Here is a 15,586-nt window from a genome sequence, read left to right on the forward strand (position 1 = left end):
GTCTATTACAAAACTATCTGCTACGGTCTCTCCTGTCGCCCTCGCACACTCCAGGAGAGACCCGTGCCGCACACGCCCCGCTCACGCCAACTGGCCCTCGCCGTCCTCTGCGCCGGCATGCTGATGATCATCCTCGACGGGTCCATCACCACCGTCGCCCTGCCGTCCATCCAGCGCGACCTCGACTTCACACCCGCCGGCCTCAGCTGGATCGTCAACGCCTACATGATCGCCTTCGGCGGCCTGCTCCTCCTCGCCGGCCGCATCGGCGACCTCATCGGCCGCAAGAAGATGTTCACCGCCGGACTGGCCGTCTTCACCGCCGCCTCCGTCGCCTGCGGCCTCGCCGTCACCCCCGCCGCACTGATAGCGGCCCGCTTCGTCCAGGGCGCCGGCGGCGCCATGGTCGCCTCCGTCAGCCTCGGCATGATCACCGCCCTCTTCCCCGAACCCGCCGAACGGGCCAAGGCCTTCGGCGCGTTCAGCTTCGTCGGCGCCGGCGGTGCCTCCCTCGGACAGGTCCTCGGCGGCACCCTCACCCAGGCCCTGAGCTGGAACTGGATCTTCTACATCAACCTCCCCATCGGCGCCGCCGCCCTCGTCCTCGCGCTGCGGATCCTGACCCGCGAGAACGGACCCGGCCTGCGTACCGGCGTCGACGTCCTCGGCGCGATCCTGGTCACCAGCGGCCTGATGCTCGGCGTCTACACCATCGTCACCGCCACCACCCACTCCTGGACCACCACCCTCACCCTCACCGCCCTCACCGCCGCACTCCTGGCCGGTTTCGTCCTGCGCCAGGCCCGCGCCGCCCAACCCCTGCTGCCGCTGCGCATGTTCACGTCCCGCACCATCGTCGGCGCCAACCTCGTCCAGGCCCTCCTGCTCGCCGGACTCTTCGCCTTCCAGATCCTCATCGCCCTCTACCTGCAGAACGTCCAGCACTACAGCGCCGCCCGCACCGGACTCGCCATGCTCCCCGCCGCCCTCACCATCGGCGTCGTCTCACTGTTCCTCTCCGCCCGCGCCATCGCCCGCCTCGGCGAACGCCTGACCCTCCTGATCGGCCTGGCCCTCCTCGCCACCGGCATCGCCCTGCTCACCCGCCTGCCCGCAGGCCACAGCAACTACGCCACCGACCTGCTGCCCACCATGCTCGCCACCGGCGGCTTCGGACTCGCCATCACCGCCCTCACCACCCTCGCCATGTCCGACGCCCGCCCCGAGGACGCGGGCCTCGCCTCCGGCCTCTTCAACACCACGCAGCAGGCCGGCGCGGCCGTCGGCGTCGCCGCTCTCACCACCCTCGCCACCTCCCGCACCACCGCCCTCACCGCGACCGGCACCGACGCCGCCACCGCCCTCACCGCCGGCTACCACCTCGCCTTCGCCACCGGCGCAGCCCTCATCCTCGCCGCCACCGTCACCGCCGCCACCGTCCTCCGCACCAAGCCCACCACCACACCCGGCACTTACACCGACGCCCCCGAACACCACGTCCACGCCGGCGTCTGACCCACCACGGACCGAAGCCTCACCCACCGACCGGCAACCACCGCAAGCCCGACCGGACACCTCCACCACGGAGCCGCCGGCCGGGCGCCGGCGCGGGCGCAGCACCGCCGGCAACCCTGGTCGACCCGAAGGACTGGCCCGCCGGGTACTCCGGACGGGGCAACTGAGGCGCACGCAACCCTCGGTGACGCACTCGACGGTGACCGCCAGGCTCAGCCTGCAGCCGGTCCTGGCAGCGTTGCGAGTTCTTCGGCGGGGTGCCCGTGGTCCGGCGACCCTGGGCCAAGGGACGCCGAGACTTCACGGAGCCGGGCCCGGAGGCTCACTGCTCGGGGATCCACAGGGGGCCGTAGGTGTCCCGGTAGTACTGGACGAGTTCGAGGACTTCTGGGTTGTCGCTGTCCGCGGTGTGCCGGGCGAGTCGTGCCAGGAGAGGCCAGGCCTCGCAGCGGGCGGCCAACCCGGCCAGGTTCGGGTAGTCGTCGTCCTCGGCCACTTCGAGCTGCTCCAGGAACAGCGGTTCGATGAGCGCCGTCCGCCGGGCACGCGGAATGCGGGAGATGACCTCCTGGGCCGGCACCGCCCAGCGCTCGGACTTGACGGCCCAACGGAACACCTCGGGCAGCAACGGTACGACGTCACCCGGGAATGCCTTGAGGAAGTCGAACGCGGCGCCCTGCTCCCCGATGTCCGCGCCGGGGGTGAGGGCCGCACGCAGAACCGCTTGCCGGTCGCCGGCCTGCTGGTAGAACTCGGCCTGCCGGCGGTGCAGCCGCCGTTTCGCCTCGACGAACGCGTCCCAGATCCTCTGATCGGTCATCGGGCTGTTCACGTCTTCTCCTGCGGCCGGGGGCTGGTCGGTCGGGCAGTCGGTGGTCGTCGACCGAGTGGGCAAGGCAGATCATGACGCCTTCGGGGTCCATACCGGTACCTGCGAAGGCGACGTGCCCTGGGGCCGAGGGTGTTCACCGGTCCGGTGAGCCGGGTGCCCCGCAGGGTCCGGCAGCGCCGGGTACGGACCGACCCGTACGGTGTCACGACTGCTTCGTCAGGATGGCCAGTTCCCGGCCGCGCGGACGCGCCGTCACCCATGACGGCCACCGTGATCCCTCCCGGCGCCGGCCCGTCCGGGCGTGCGTGCGTGCGTGCGGTCCAGGGCGTACCAGCGCCCCCTGCGGGCCCGGTCAGCTGCGCGCCCTGCGCCGTCAGGGGCAGCCCCCTTCCCGCGCCGATGCCGTACAGCTTCCCGGCGACCAGATCCGGTCCGGCGGGGCGGGGGCGGGGCCCTGACAGGTCACCGACCCACGAGAAGCCCAGTTCGCCTGCCTGAAGGTCGAGGTAACAGCGCTGGAGGAACGGCGGGCCCGCTACGCCGGTATCCGGGCTCGCAAGGCCTGGATGAACCAGTCGAGCTCCCGAGCCAGGCTTCTCGGGGCGGACCAGCCGTTGATCACCGCGAGCAACTGAAGGTACCGCTCCCGGCGAGGGTCGTTCGTGGTCTCCAGCCGGGTCAGCAGCCGGCGGCGAAGATGGACATCGTCGGGGCTTCCCACCACGTGCGCGTACTGAGCCATGACCGCCGCGACGACCAAATCGGCTTGGGGTGAGGCCGTGTCGATGCCGGCTGCCAGGGCCGGCCCGACGTGGTCACGGACCACTGCGGCAGGATCGCGGCGCAGGCCCGCGGTGCCGTCCTGGGCACGATCGGCCACAAGGTGCTCAGCCATCCGCCGCATGCCGGCACGAAAATCCGGATCCTGGGACAACTCGGCCAACTCCACCCACGCCTCGACCTGTTCGGCCTCGGGGCTGTCGGGCAGTTCGGGGGTCATCGACCGCATGATCCCCACGAATTCGGGATTGGCGTCCAGGCCGCCGAAGGCGGTGCCGAGGAACTCGCCGATCAGGTGTCGGCGTTCGCCCTCGGAGAGCTTGGCCAGCTTGTGCATGAGATCCATCTCCTCAGGGGTGGAGCCGCGCTTGGCCACCGCCGTCAGCACCGCGCGCCGCAGGCGCAGGGTGCGGATCTGCACCGCCAGCGCTTCGGCGTGCGCGGCGGCGACCTCGGGCAGCGAGATCTCCCGGTCCACGACCTTTCGGATCGTGGGAAGGTCCAGTCCCAGGTCACGCAGCGTCCGCACCAGGTCCAGACGTGCGACGGCGTTGATGCCGTAGAGGCGGTAGCCGGCCGGGCTACGGTCGGTCGGCGGCACGATCCCGCAGTCGGAGTAGAACCGAATGGCCTTGACCGTCAGCCCGGTCCGCCGGGCCAGATCACCGATCGAGTAGAGCGTGTCGCCGTCCATGCCCCCACCCTCTCGTCTCCCCCTACCGGAGACTCAAGTCCATGGGACGAAGGGGCACCGCAGGAAGGTGATGCGAGTCGTGTCGGCGCCCTCACCATGCAACACCGCGTGATCCAAAGGCCGCGAACGCGTCTCCCGGACTCCACCGGCTCAGCGACAACACGGGACCACCTGCACAGGGCCCCTGCGGACAGAGGCCCCCCGGGCACCCAACTCGCCGAAAAGGCATCCGAGTCCAGACGATCATGAAGATCCACGGCCACGACCCGCGACCAACTTCAGACCGCTGGAGAAAGCCGGCCACGACCGCTACCTGCGACCCGTCTCCTGGCCTGCGGCGGTGTCGGCGGACGGGGCCGGAGCTGGTGCAGGGCCGCCTGTCTCGACCGGAGGCTGACCATGACCTCTGCCCCGGGCCGGCGACCCTGCACAGCAACGTATGACCCCGGCCGCCGGGCTCAAACGCCTGCGGCGGCCGGGTCTGAGCCACGGATTTCCCGGACGGCTCAGGGGGTTCGCCATCCGGAACGGGGCGCTGCCCACTGGAACGTCTGACCCCGCATCAAGACGGCAAACCTGGCATACCGACACCTGTCGACCCCAGAGGAGGCCGTGCCCGTACCGTCACGGCCGAGCGGGCGCAACGGGTCACGGTCGACACCGGTGCGGTCCGCCGCTGACCGGCCGCCCCCGGGCTCCGACGGACACGGCTGCCCCAGCCCGAGCGGGGTAGCCGGCCGGCGGCGGGATCGGGCCCAGGCGTCGCCGAAGCTCCGCACCCCCACCCTGGCATCGTCGCGGTTACGCAGGCAGAGCGGCCGATCCACGACCTGTCACCGGGACGAGCTGATCTGCTCGCGCACCCACCGCGGATCCGGGTTGACATGGTCCTGGCCCGCCACCACGACGGTGGGCACGGTCTCGTTGCCGTCGTTGGCCGCTCTCACCTTCGCCGCCCCCTCCGGATCGCTCCAGATGTCGACCCAGTGCACCTGGCGGGCGCTGCGGCCCAACCGGATCCGCAGACGCAGGCAGTACTTGCAGCCCGCCCGCCAGTAGACGATCGGCCGGCCGTCGACCGCGCTCCGGCGCTCTGCCTCAAGGGCACCGATCGACCGGGGGAAGGCCAGCGGCGAGTGCAGCCCGGCGAGCAGGACGAACATCAGAAAGATGGCTCCGGCAACGCCCCAGGACTGCCTGATCGCCACCATGGCCGCGAGGAGTGAGCCGCCGGCGACCAACGATGTGGGCAGGATCCAGGCGCGCGTCATAGTGACGCAGGCTACCGTTTGTGCGGCCCTGCGCGCTCCGGTCCGGAACGGGTGGACTCGCGCGCCTGCACCCCATCACCCGGGCGACAGTGCGGGCGGGTAGAGGTACGGGGCAGGCGTACGGCCAGTGTGATCGCGCTGTCGGTAGTCGTCACGGTGCAGGTCAGCCGCTGGGCGCTCTCGGCTGCGCGGGGCGGGGAGCACGAGGATCCGCCGGCCCGGGCCGGGCGGGCGATGGTGCGGCGGCTGTCTGCGGGGCCCAGCCGTGGCGGGTGAGCCATCGCGTGCAGACGGCCGGCCAGTCGGTGTGGGCATCGCCCGGGTGGGCATCGCCGGGGTGGTCGGTCGGCGTGATGTGGAGCTCGAAGTCGATGACGCAGCGCGCGAGTTCCTGGGCGTAGCGCAGGGAGTGGGCGACCGGGGTGACGGTGGAGTCGGCGGGGTGCCAGAGGAGGGTGGGCGGGGTGCGGTCGTGGACGAGGTTCTCGGCGCTGAGGGCGCGGCGTTCGGCGCCGGACCGGTGACGGCCGAGGATGCGTTCGGCGCGTCCCGGGTCGGGGTGGTGGGTGAGGGAGATCAGCGGGCCGTGCAGGATGCAGAGGTCGGGCGGGCGGGGCCCGGCGGCGAGGAGGGCTGCGAGGTGGCCGCCGTCCCCGAAACCGAGCACGGCGACGCGCGCCGGGTCGACGGGGCCTCCGTGGTGGCCCGCCCTGATGGAGTCCAGGAGGTACTGGGCGTGGTTGAGCAGGTCTGGGTGGCGGCTCGGGGTGCCGGGCGGCTTGAGGGTGAAGGTGTGGAGTCCGTGCCGGGTGAGGGCCTCGACCGCGGGTGCGTGGTCGGTTCGTGCGGTCCCGCCGTGGACGTCACCGGGCAGGACGAGCACGGCGGGCGCAAAAGTGTCGGGGGTACCGGGGTCGTGCCGTGATCGTGTGATCGACAGGGTCGTCTGCACGGACCCCTCCTCCGTCGTGTCGGCCCGGCGCCCGTACTCCGACACCCCGGGTGGCCGGGCCCCGGGGTGTCGGGTGGTGGCGGTGGTTCAGGCGTGGCGGGTGCGGTGGGCGGCGATGGTGTCGCGCAGCCACAGGGCGCTCTGCTTGGGGGTGCGTGCCTGGGTCTCGTAGTCGACGCGGACGATGCCGAACCGCTTGTCGTAGCCGTAGGCCCATTCGAAGTTGTCGAGCAGCGACCAGGCGAAGTAGCCGCGCACGTCGGCGCCGCGTGAGCGGGCCTCGGCGACGGCCGCGAGGTGGGAGGCGAGGTACTCGGTGCGGTCGGCGTCGGCGACGAAGCCGTCGGCGTCGGGCCGGTCGTCGTAGGCGGCGCCGTTCTCGGTGACCACCAGCGGGATGCCCGGGTAGTCGCGGGCGATCCGGGTGAGGAGGTCGGCGAGGTCGTGCGGCATGACCTCCCAGTCGAGGTGGGTGGTGGGCAGGCCGCCGACGGGCAGGCCCCGGGTGACGGGCAGGCCGTCGGGGGTGGTGGTGGAGCCGTCCTCGGCGGTGCCGGAGGCCTTGAAGGAGCGGTAGTAGTTGACGCCGAGGGTGTCGATCGGGGTGGAGATGATCTCCAGGTCGCCGTCCTGCACGGGGATCTCCACGCCACGGGCGGCGAGGTCGGCCACGAGGTCCTCGGGGTAGGAGCCCCGCAGGACCGGGTCGAGGTAGAACCGGAAGCCGAGCGCGTCGGCGCGTCGGGCGGCCTCACGGTCCAGGTCGGATTCGGTCGCCGGGATCGTGTTGCCCAGGATGTGGGTGACGGCGAGGTCGAGCGGCCCCCTGGCGGCGGCGCGCAGGCGCTGCGCGGCGAGGCCGTGTGCCAGGTGCAGGTGGTGCACGGCGGCGACACCGTCGGCGAAGTTCCGCCGGCCCGGCGCGTGCACGCCCTCGACGTAGCCCAGCACCGCCGAGCACCACGGCTCGTTGAAGGTCGTCCAGTGTTCGACGCGGTCGCCGAGGCGGTCGTGCACCAGCTCGGCGTAGTCCGCGAAACGGTAGGCGGTGTCGCGGGCGGGCCAGCCGCCGGCGTCCTCCAGCTCCTGTGGGAGGTCCCAGTGGTAGAGGGTCAGCCAGGGGGTGATGCCCTGGCCGAGGAGCTCGTCGACGAGACGGTCGTAGAAGGCGAGGCCGGCCGGGTTGGCGGGGCCCCGGCCGTGCGGCTGGACGCGCGGCCAGGCGACGGAGAACCGGTAGGTGTCCAGGCCGAGCTCGCGGATCAGGGCAACGTCTGCGGGCATCCGGTGGTAGTGGTCGCAGGCCGCGTCACCGGTGTCCCCGTTGTCGATGGCGCCCGGTACCCGGCACAGGGTGTCCCAGATCGACGGCGTGCGGCCGTCCTCGGCGACGGCGCCCTCGATCTGGTACGCCGAGGTCGCCACCCCCCAGCGGAACCCGGCGGGCAGGCCGGCGATCAGGGCGTCGTGGCGCGCGAGCGCGGGACGGGCGGGTAGGTCCAGTGACATGTCGGAATCTGCTTTCGCGATCAGGGGCCGAGGGTGGGTGTTCAGACGGCGGGATGAAGGTGGCAGGCAACGCTGCGGCCCTGCCTGCCCTGCGGGACGACCAGCTCGGGCGCCACGGTGCAGGCGTCCATGGCGCTCGGGCAGCGCGGGGTGAACGGGCACCCGGCGGGCATCGCCCGCAGGTCGGGCGGCGACCCGGGGATGCCGGTGAGTTCGCGGCGCGGCCCGTGCAGGGCGGGGAAGGAGTGCAGCAGGCCGTCGCTGTAGGGGTGGAGCGCGTCCCGGTACAGGGCCTTGGCGGGGGCCTGCTCGACGATCCTGCCGCCGTACATGATGGCGATCCGGTCGGAGAACTCGACCAGCAGCGAGAGGTCGTGGGTGATGAAGACGACGGAGAAGGCCAGTTCGTCGCGGAGCTTCACCAGTTGGCGCAGGATCTGACGTTGCATCACCACGTCGAGTGCGGTGGTGGGCTCGTCCATGATGACGATCCTGGGGCGCAGGGCGAGCGCCATGGCGATCATGACGCGTTGGCGCATGCCGCCGGAGAGCTGGTGCGGGTAGCTGTCGAGCCGGTCGGCGGCGATGCCGACCAGGCGCAGGAGGTCGCGGGCGCGTCCGAGGCGCCCGGCCCGGGTGGTTCCGGGTTCGTGGGCCCTGATGACGTCGGTGATCTGGGTGGCGACGGTGTGGACGGGGTTGAGGGAGTTCATCGCGCCCTGGAACACGATGGAGGTCTGCGCCCACCGGAAGGCCCGGAGTTCGGCGGGCGTCATGGCGAGGATGTCGGCCGGCGGCCCGGTCTCGGGGTGGTACAGCACCTCGCCGCCGGTGATGACGCCCGGGGACGGCAGCAACCGGGTCAGCCCGTAGGCCAGGGTCGACTTGCCGCTGCCGCTCTCCCCCGCGAGGCCGAGGACTTCACCCGCGTCGAGGGTGAGGTCGACGTCGTGGACGGCGCGGACGGCGCCCGGGCCGTACCCGTAGTCGACGTTGAGGCCCTTGATCTCAAGGATCGGCTTGTTCATCGGTGGGTGCCTTTCATCACGGGCAGGGGCGCGACGAAGCCGCTGCCCGCGGCGGGCGCGGCGCCGGTGGTGTCCGCGGCCACCGGGGTGGTGCCCTCCGTGCCCTGCGGCGGCCGTGGTGTGGGCCCGGTGCGGACGACCGGGGTGAAACCGGGGCGTACCCGGACGCGGCCGTCGGGGGTCCTCAGGTCGCGGCCGGCTGTGCGCAGCCGGGGGTTGACGATCTCGTCGATGCCGAAGTTGACGAGGGACAGGGCGGTGCCGAGGAGGGCGATGGCGAGGCCGGCCGGGACGAACCACCACCAGGCGCCGAGGCCGAGGGCCTGCTGGGTCTGGGCCCAGTAGAGGATGACGCCCCAGTTCCAGGGGGACATGCCGGGGATGCCGATGAAGGCGAGGGAGATCTCGGTCATGACCGCGTACATCATGGTGCTGATGAAGGAGGAGGCGATGATGGCGGTGAGGTTGGGCAGGATCTCGAAGGTGACGATCCGCCAGGTGGACTCGCCGGTGGCCCTGGCGGCGGTGACGAAGTCGCGCCGGCGCAGTGAGAGGGCCTGGGCGCGCAGGATGCGGGCGCCCCAGGCCCAGGAGACGAGGCCGATGACGAGGGCGACGACCCAGTCGCCGGTCTGCGGGAGCACGGAGGCGATGATGATGATCATCGGGAGTGCGGGGATGACCAGGAAGACGTTGGACAGGGCGGAGAGGCCCTCACCCGCCGGGCCGGCCAGGTAGCCGGAGGTGACGCCGACCAGGACGGCGAGCACGGTGGCGATCGTGCCGGCGATGAGGCCGACCAGCATGATGCTGCGGGTGCCGACCAGGAGCTGGCTGAAGACGTCCTGCCCGAGGTGGGTGGTGCCCAGCCAGTGGCTGCCGGACGGGCCCTGGAGGAGGTCGGCGCTGCGGGCGTCCGGGTCGTGGGGGGCGATCCACGGTCCGATGACGGCGACGAGGACGAAGACGCCCAGCAGCGCGGCCCCGAGGCGGGTCTTGGTGTTGGACATGATCAGCCCTCCTTGCGGGTGCGCGGGTCGAGTGCCAGGTAGGCGAGGTCGGCGAGCAGGTTGGCGGCCAGCACGGCGAGGGTGATGACGAGGAACACGCCCTGCATCAGCGGGTAGTCCTTGACGCCGATCGCCTGGACGAGTTCGAGGCCGACGCCGGGGTAGGAGAAGACGACCTCGACGAGGAAGGTGCCGCCGACGACCAGGCCGAGGGCCATGCCGAAGCCCGAGACGCTGGGCAGCAGGGCGTTGCGGGCGGCGTAGGAGAGCATGACGCGGCGCCCGGAGAGGCCCTTGGCGTGGGCGACGGTGATGTAGTCCTCGGCGGTGACGGTGACCATCATGTTGCGCATGCCGAGGATCCAGCCGGCCACCGAGGAGACCAGGATCGTGGCGGCGGGCAGCAGCGAGTGCCCGGCCGCGCTGGCGATGAAGGCACCGCTCCAGCCGGGTACCAGGCCCGGCTCGTAGCCCCCGGAGGACGGCAGGAAGCTGCCCGGCCCGGTGAGGAAGGCGATCGCGACCAGCGCCAGCCAGAAGTACGGGATCGAGGCGAGGAAGGTGGTGGCGGGCAGCAGGGCGTCCGCCCAGGAGCCGCGCCGCCAGCCGGCGAACACCCCGATCAGGGTGCCCGCGAGGAACGCGAGGACGGTGGTGGCGCCGACCAGGCCGATCGTCCAGGGCAGGGTCTGCCCGATCACCTCCGAGACGGGCGTGGGGAACGACTTGAAGGAGATTCCCAGATCACCGTGGGCGAGCTGGCCCCAGTAGGCCAGGTACTGCTCCCACAGGCCCTGGTGCTCGTCCAGGCCGAAGAGCACCGTCAGGGACTGGACGGCCTGCGGGTCCAGCTGCCCCTGGAACTGGTTCATCAGGGACTGCACCGGGTCACCGGGCGTGAGGCGGGGGATGAAGAAGTTGATGGTGATGGCGGCCCAGGCGGTGAAGGCGTAGAAGCCGAGGCGCTGCAGCAGGTACTTCACGACGTGGCCTCCGGCGGGGCGGCGGCGACGGTTCCGGCGTCGTAGAGCCAGCAGGCGGCCCAGTGGCCGGGTGCGTCGGGGAGTTCGATGCGCGGCGGCAGGTCGGTGCGGCAGCGCGCCATGGCGGCGGGGCAACGGGGGCCGAAGCGGCAGCCGGGCGGCGGGGCGACGAGGCTGGGCGGCTCCCCGGTGTCCCCGTCCCCGTCCTCCTCGCCGGCCCCGGCCTCGGCGGCGGTGATGCGCTCGGGGTCGGGAGCGGCCGCGATCAGGAGCCGGGTGTAGGGGTGGGCGGGGCGCTGGGTGACGGACTCGCTGTCGCCGCCCTCGACCATCCGCCCGGCGTACATCACCACCGTCTCGTCGGCGAAGTACCGGGCGGAGGCGATGTCGTGGGTGATGTAGAGGACCGCCAGGTCGAGGCGTTCCTTCAGGTCGCGCAGCAGGTTGAGGATGCCGAGGCGGATGGACACGTCGAGCATCGAGACCGGCTCGTCGGCCAGCAGCACCTTCGGGTCGGCGGCGAGGGCGCGGGCGATGGCCACGCGCTGGCGCTGCCCGCCGGACAGCTCGTGCGGGTACTTGTCGAGGTAGGCGTCGGCGGGGGTGAGGTGCACCCGGCCGAGGAGTTCCTCCAGGGCCCGCCGGAGGCCGTCCTTGCCACGGCCGGCGCGGTGGTGGATGCGCAGCGCGCGGGTGAGGTGGTGGCGGATGGTGTGGACGGGGTTGAGGGAGCCGAACGGGTCCTGGAAGATCATCTGGACGTCGCGGACGTAGCTGCGGAACGGCCGTCCGCCGCGGACGGTGGTGCTGACGCCGTCCAGGCGGATGTCGCCGGCGGTGCGCGGGTGCAGCTGCGCCAGGAGGCGGGCGACCGTGGACTTGCCGGAGCCGGACTCGCCGACCAGGGCGGTGACGGTGCCGCGGCGCAGGGTCAGGTCGACGTCGTCGACGGCGTGGACGGCCTGCGCGGTGCGGGAGAGGATCGCTCGGCCCCGGCGCGGGACGGGGAAGTGTTTGGTGAGGCCTTCGGCCTCCAGCACCACCCCGGCGGGAGGTGCTGTGCTGCTCTGGTTCGACGCCATGGACCGTGCTTTCCGTTCGGGGAGGGGATGTCGGCCTCGCCCCGGCAGGCGGTGGCGGGAAGGCTGCGCGACTGCCGGGACGAGGATGGGCCGGCCGGGTGGCTCAGTGGCCGGCGGGCTTGAGGTGCAGCACGACGTCGAGGGCGGTCGTCTGGGTGGGCTGGACCGGGGCGTAGGGGTTGCTCGCGTCGGGCCAGCCGGTCCAGTGCCTGGTGGAGTACTCGGCGCCGAGGTTGCCGGCCGAGGTGGGGATCATCGGGGTCTGTTCGGCGAAGATCTTCTGCAGGGTGGCCATGGCGGCGGTGCGGGAGGCGTCGTCGGCGGCGTTGGCGTACTCCTCCAGCGCCCTGGTGGCCTCGGGGCTGTCGAAGCGGCCGTAGTTGCCGGTGGCGGCCTGGCCGACGGGCTTGAGGGCGGCGCCGTCCATGACGTCCTTGTAGAAGTCGTACGGGGTGGCACCGCCGTTCGACCAGCGCATCGCGGCCTCGAAGTTTCCGGAGGCGATGTTGGTCTCCCAGGCGTTCTGGTCGGCCTTGTCGATGGTGGCCTTGATGCCGATGGCCTTGAGGTTGTCGGCGATGATGGTGAGCGCGGTCTGGTAGTCGCCCCAGCCGGCCGGGTCGGTCAGGGTGAGGGCGACGGGTTTGCCGGACGGGTCGACGAGGTCGGTGCCGCTGAAGGTGAAGCCGTTGTCGGTGAGGAGCTTCTTGGCGGTGGCGGCGTCGCCGGTGGCCTTGCTGTCCTTGTAGGCGGGGGCGATGAAGGCGTCGCCGGCCGGGGTCGGCAGGCCGGTCACGGAGTCGACCGCGGGCTTGAAGTAGCCGGCCGAGGCGAGGTTGAAGATGTCCTCGCGGTTGATCACCGTCGACATCGCGCGGCGCAGCACGGGGTTGTCGAAGGGCTTGTTGGTGGTGTTGATCCACAGACCGTCGGCGGAGAGGTTCGGCGGGAACCAGAGCTTGTTGTGCTCGGGATCCTTGTCCTGGTACAGCTTCTTCGCGTCGGGCAGGAAGGCGTAGGTCCACTCCAGGGCGCCGCCGGCCAGGGCGCCGGTGATCGCGTCGTTGCCGCTGTAGGTGGTGTAGCGCAGCTCGGTGACCTTGGGCGCGTCCTGCCAGTAGCCGGTGCGGGCGGTCAGGGTGACGGTCTGCGGGGTGAAGGACTTCAGGGTGTAGGGGCCCGTCCCGACCGGCTTCTCGACGGTGTCGGTGGTGGGGTCGGCGAGGGTGGACCACAGGTGCTTGGGCACGACGAGGGTGCTGAGTACGGAGGCCTGGCGGACGTACTGGGAGCTGGTGAAGGTGATGACGGCCTGGTCGCCCTGGACGGTGGCGCTGTCGATCGGCAGGGCGCTGCTGTTGAGGGCCTTGTGGTCCTTCATCAGCTGGAAGGCGTAGGCGAGGTCGTCGGCGGTCATCGGGGTGCCGTCGGAGAACTTCACGCCGGCACGGGCGGTGAGGGTGAGCTTGCGGTAGTTGTCGGACCACTCGATCCTGTCGGCCAGCCAGGGCTTGGGGGTCTCGGCGGGCTTGACCTGGTTCCACATCGCGATCGGCTCGTAGATCATGTAGCGGTAGCCGAGCTGGGCCGCGGAGGAGGTCGGCAGCAGCGGGTTGTTGTTGTTCTTCATGGTGGCGCCCTGCGGCATACCGACGTTGAGGACGGTGGCGGCGGCAGCCTTCGACGAACCGGTGCCGGTGCCGGCGCCGCAGGCGGTCAGCAGTCCGAGCGACAGTGCGGTGATGGTGGCGGCCGCCAGGGCACGGTGTCTTCTGGAGGGGGTCAGGAAGGGCATCGCTTCTCCTCGGGGTTCCGCAGGACGCGGAGTGGGTGCAGGAAGGCAGTCGGTTCAGGAAGTGCAGGGGGTGCAGGGGGTGCAGGGGGTGCAGGGAGGTTCGGGGGCGCGGTGGCCGGCCGTGGACCGGCCACCGCGCGCGTCCACGGACCAGCCGTACGGGGGCCGGCTCAGCCGGTGGCGGTGAGGCGGAAGGACTGGGCGGGGCCGCCGGTGCAGGACCACTGCTGGAGGCGTGCGCCGTCGGCCGTGGACACGTCGGTCACGTCGAGGCACTTGCCGCTGTTGCGGGCGACCAGGGTGTAGCTGCCGTCGGCCCGCTGCGTGGGCTTGAACTGCTGGTTGGCACCGCCGCCGTACTGCCAGGTCTGGATCTTGGCACCGTCGGCGGTCGAGACACCGGTGACGTCGAGGGCCTGGGCGGAGGAGCCCCGGTTGGTGACGCGGTAGTAGCCGCTGTCGGTGGCGGTGAACTGCCACTGCTGGTTGGCGCCCGAGCCGCAGGCCCACTGCTGGACGGCACTGCCGTTGGCGGTGCCGGCGTCGTCCACGCACTTGCCGGAGTTCACGTTGGCGAGGGTGTACCAGGCGGAGGTGCTGATCGGGCCGCTGCCGGTGGGGCTCGCCGACGGACTCGGGCTGGCGCTGGGACTGACGCTGGGGCTCGCGGTCGGGCTGGGGGTGCTGGTGGGGGTGCCGGGCCAGGTGAAGGTGGCGACGGCGCCGGCCGGGAGGTCGTAGGCCAGGGAGCGGCCGTTCTCGCTGACCGAGAAGTGCTGGCCGGACGAGGTGGCGTTCAGCACGACGTCTCCGCGCGAGCCGTCCGGGTTGAGGAAGGCGACGTTCTGCAGGCCGCCGGTGCCCTGGCTGGTGGAGCCGATGCGGCGCGCGCCGGGCTGGGCGAACTTGGCGATGTGGCCGAGGAGGTAGTACTCGGCGTTCTTGCTGTAGGTGCCGTTCGCGATCTCGACGACGCCGTTGCAGTTCGTGGCGCAACCGCCGTACTGCGGGCCGCCGTTGGCGTCGAGCGCCATGTTCCACAGGACGACGCTCTGGCCGCCGGAGCGCAGGTTGCGGATGACCAGGTTCTCGGTCTGCCACTTGAGGGTGTCGGCGAAGGTGTTGGCCTTGTTCGCCGAGTCGGTGCCGGAGCACTCGGTGAACAGGACGGCCTTGCCGGTGCTCGCGACCTGCTGCTCGGCCTCGGGCTGGCCGCCGTAGCAGTGGAAGGCCGCGCCCTTGAGGCGGGCTACGCCGCTGTCCTGGGCGAGGACGGTGAGCGGGAAGTTGGGGTGGTCCCAGTTGTGGTCGTACGCGAAGACGTTGGTGGGCAGGCCGGCGGCGGTCAGCCTGCCGTCGAGGACCTTGATGAAGTCGGCCTGCTGGGTGGCGGTCATCCCCATCGAGGGGTAACTCGTCTGGAACTCGGGCTCGTTCGCGACCGTGAGGTCGGTGATGGGTGCGCCGGCGCTCTGGTAGGCCTGGATGGCCTTGACCAGGTAGTCGGCGTAGGCGCCGTAGTTCTCCGCCTTGAGGCTGCCGCCGTTGAGGGAGTTGCTGTCCTTCATCCAGGCGGGCGCGGACCACGGGGTGCCCATGATGCGGATGGCGGGGTTGATCGCCCGGGCCTGGTTGATCGCGGGCAGGATCTCCTGCTGGTCGCGGGCGATGCCGAAGGAGCCCTTGGTGTCCTCGTAGGAGTAGAAGGGCAGCTGGGCGACGAAGTCGGAGGCGCCGAGCGGCTGGCGCAGGTAGTCCAGGCCGATGCCGCTGCCGGTGTTGAACAGGTCGTTCATCAGGTTGGTGCGGGTGGCCTGGGGCAGGCCGGCGACGAGGTGGGCGGCGGACTCGGTGAATGAGGCGCCGAAGCCGACCAGGGGCTGCTGGACGTCGCCGGCGTTGACCGCGATGTCGGTGCTCTGCGGGCTGGTGAAGGAGAACGCGGCGTCACCGCCCCGGGCGAGCCTGCTGGACCCGTCGGCGGTGGTGATCCACACCTGGGCGGTGGTGTCGGCGGCGTGCGCGGTGGTGCCGACGGTGACCAGCCCGGCGCCGGCGAGAGCGAGGGCGGCCGTGGCGGCGGCAAGCCTGGTGCGGGTGGTGCGGGTGGTGCGGGAGCGGTGCGTGGCGTGCAT

At 71.5% G+C, this 15,586-nt stretch carries 12 protein-coding genes; 1 reads left to right on the forward strand and 11 read right to left on the reverse strand.

Going from position 1 to position 15,586, the window contains the following annotated elements:
* Nucleotides 1-117 precede the first annotated feature (117 nt).
* Nucleotides 118-1,515, forward strand: coding sequence for an MFS transporter (locus tag ACFUK0_RS09510; RefSeq protein ID WP_380248031.1), 1,398 nt, complete (start codon nt 118-120; stop codon nt 1,513-1,515).
* Nucleotides 1,516-1,837: 322 nt separating this feature from the next.
* Here ACFUK0_RS09510 and ACFUK0_RS09515 read toward each other — a convergent pair whose 3' ends face one another.
* From ACFUK0_RS09515 to ACFUK0_RS09565, 11 genes are all read right to left on the reverse strand, one after another.
* Entirely contained in the window at nt 1,838-2,347 is a 510-nt protein-coding gene (locus ACFUK0_RS09515) for a hypothetical protein (protein WP_380247920.1), read from the reverse strand.
* A 535-nt stretch (nt 2,348-2,882) separates the two neighbouring features.
* Nucleotides 2,883-3,821, reverse strand: a complete 939-nt coding sequence (locus ACFUK0_RS09520) for a MerR family transcriptional regulator (RefSeq protein ID WP_380247922.1) — start codon at nt 3,819-3,821, stop codon at nt 2,883-2,885.
* Nucleotides 3,822-4,654: 833 nt separating this feature from the next.
* Nucleotides 4,655-5,092: a glutaredoxin domain-containing protein gene (locus ACFUK0_RS09525; protein ID WP_380247924.1), complete on the reverse strand. Its 438-nt coding sequence runs from the start codon at nt 5,090-5,092 to the stop codon at nt 4,655-4,657.
* Nucleotides 5,093-5,255: 163 nt separating this feature from the next.
* Nucleotides 5,256-6,044, reverse strand: coding sequence for an alpha/beta hydrolase family protein (locus ACFUK0_RS09530; RefSeq protein ID WP_380247925.1), 789 nt, complete (start codon nt 6,042-6,044; stop codon nt 5,256-5,258).
* Between the two features lie 87 nt (nt 6,045-6,131).
* Nucleotides 6,132-7,553: a GH1 family beta-glucosidase gene (locus ACFUK0_RS09535; RefSeq protein ID WP_380247927.1), complete on the reverse strand. Its 1,422-nt coding sequence runs from the start codon at nt 7,551-7,553 to the stop codon at nt 6,132-6,134.
* 41 nt (nt 7,554-7,594) lie between these two features.
* Entirely contained in the window at nt 7,595-8,581 is a 987-nt protein-coding gene (locus ACFUK0_RS09540) for an ABC transporter ATP-binding protein (protein WP_380247929.1), read from the reverse strand.
* Nucleotides 8,578-9,591 (reverse strand): ABC transporter permease, encoded by a 1,014-nt coding sequence (locus tag ACFUK0_RS09545; RefSeq protein ID WP_380247931.1) that lies wholly within the window; start codon nt 9,589-9,591, stop codon nt 8,578-8,580. The genes ACFUK0_RS09540 and ACFUK0_RS09545 overlap by 4 nt, the downstream gene beginning before the upstream one ends.
* A 2-nt stretch (nt 9,592-9,593) precedes the next feature.
* Complete coding sequence (locus tag ACFUK0_RS09550; RefSeq protein ID WP_380247933.1) at nt 9,594-10,574, reverse strand: ABC transporter permease; 981 nt, start codon at nt 10,572-10,574, stop codon at nt 9,594-9,596.
* Entirely contained in the window at nt 10,571-11,656 is a 1,086-nt protein-coding gene (locus tag ACFUK0_RS09555; protein WP_380247935.1) for an ABC transporter ATP-binding protein, read from the reverse strand. The genes ACFUK0_RS09550 and ACFUK0_RS09555 overlap by 4 nt, the downstream gene beginning before the upstream one ends.
* Before the next feature lie 103 nt (nt 11,657-11,759).
* Nucleotides 11,760-13,451: an ABC transporter substrate-binding protein gene (locus ACFUK0_RS09560; protein ID WP_380247936.1), complete on the reverse strand. Its 1,692-nt coding sequence runs from the start codon at nt 13,449-13,451 to the stop codon at nt 11,760-11,762.
* Nucleotides 13,452-13,621: 170 nt separating this feature from the next.
* A complete protein-coding gene (locus ACFUK0_RS09565; RefSeq protein WP_380247938.1) occupies nt 13,622-15,586 on the reverse strand; it encodes an RICIN domain-containing protein in 1,965 nt (654 codons plus the stop codon).

The organism is Kitasatospora sp. NPDC057223 (assembly GCF_042669755.1).
Classification (GTDB): domain Bacteria; phylum Actinomycetota; class Actinomycetes; order Streptomycetales; family Streptomycetaceae; genus Kitasatospora.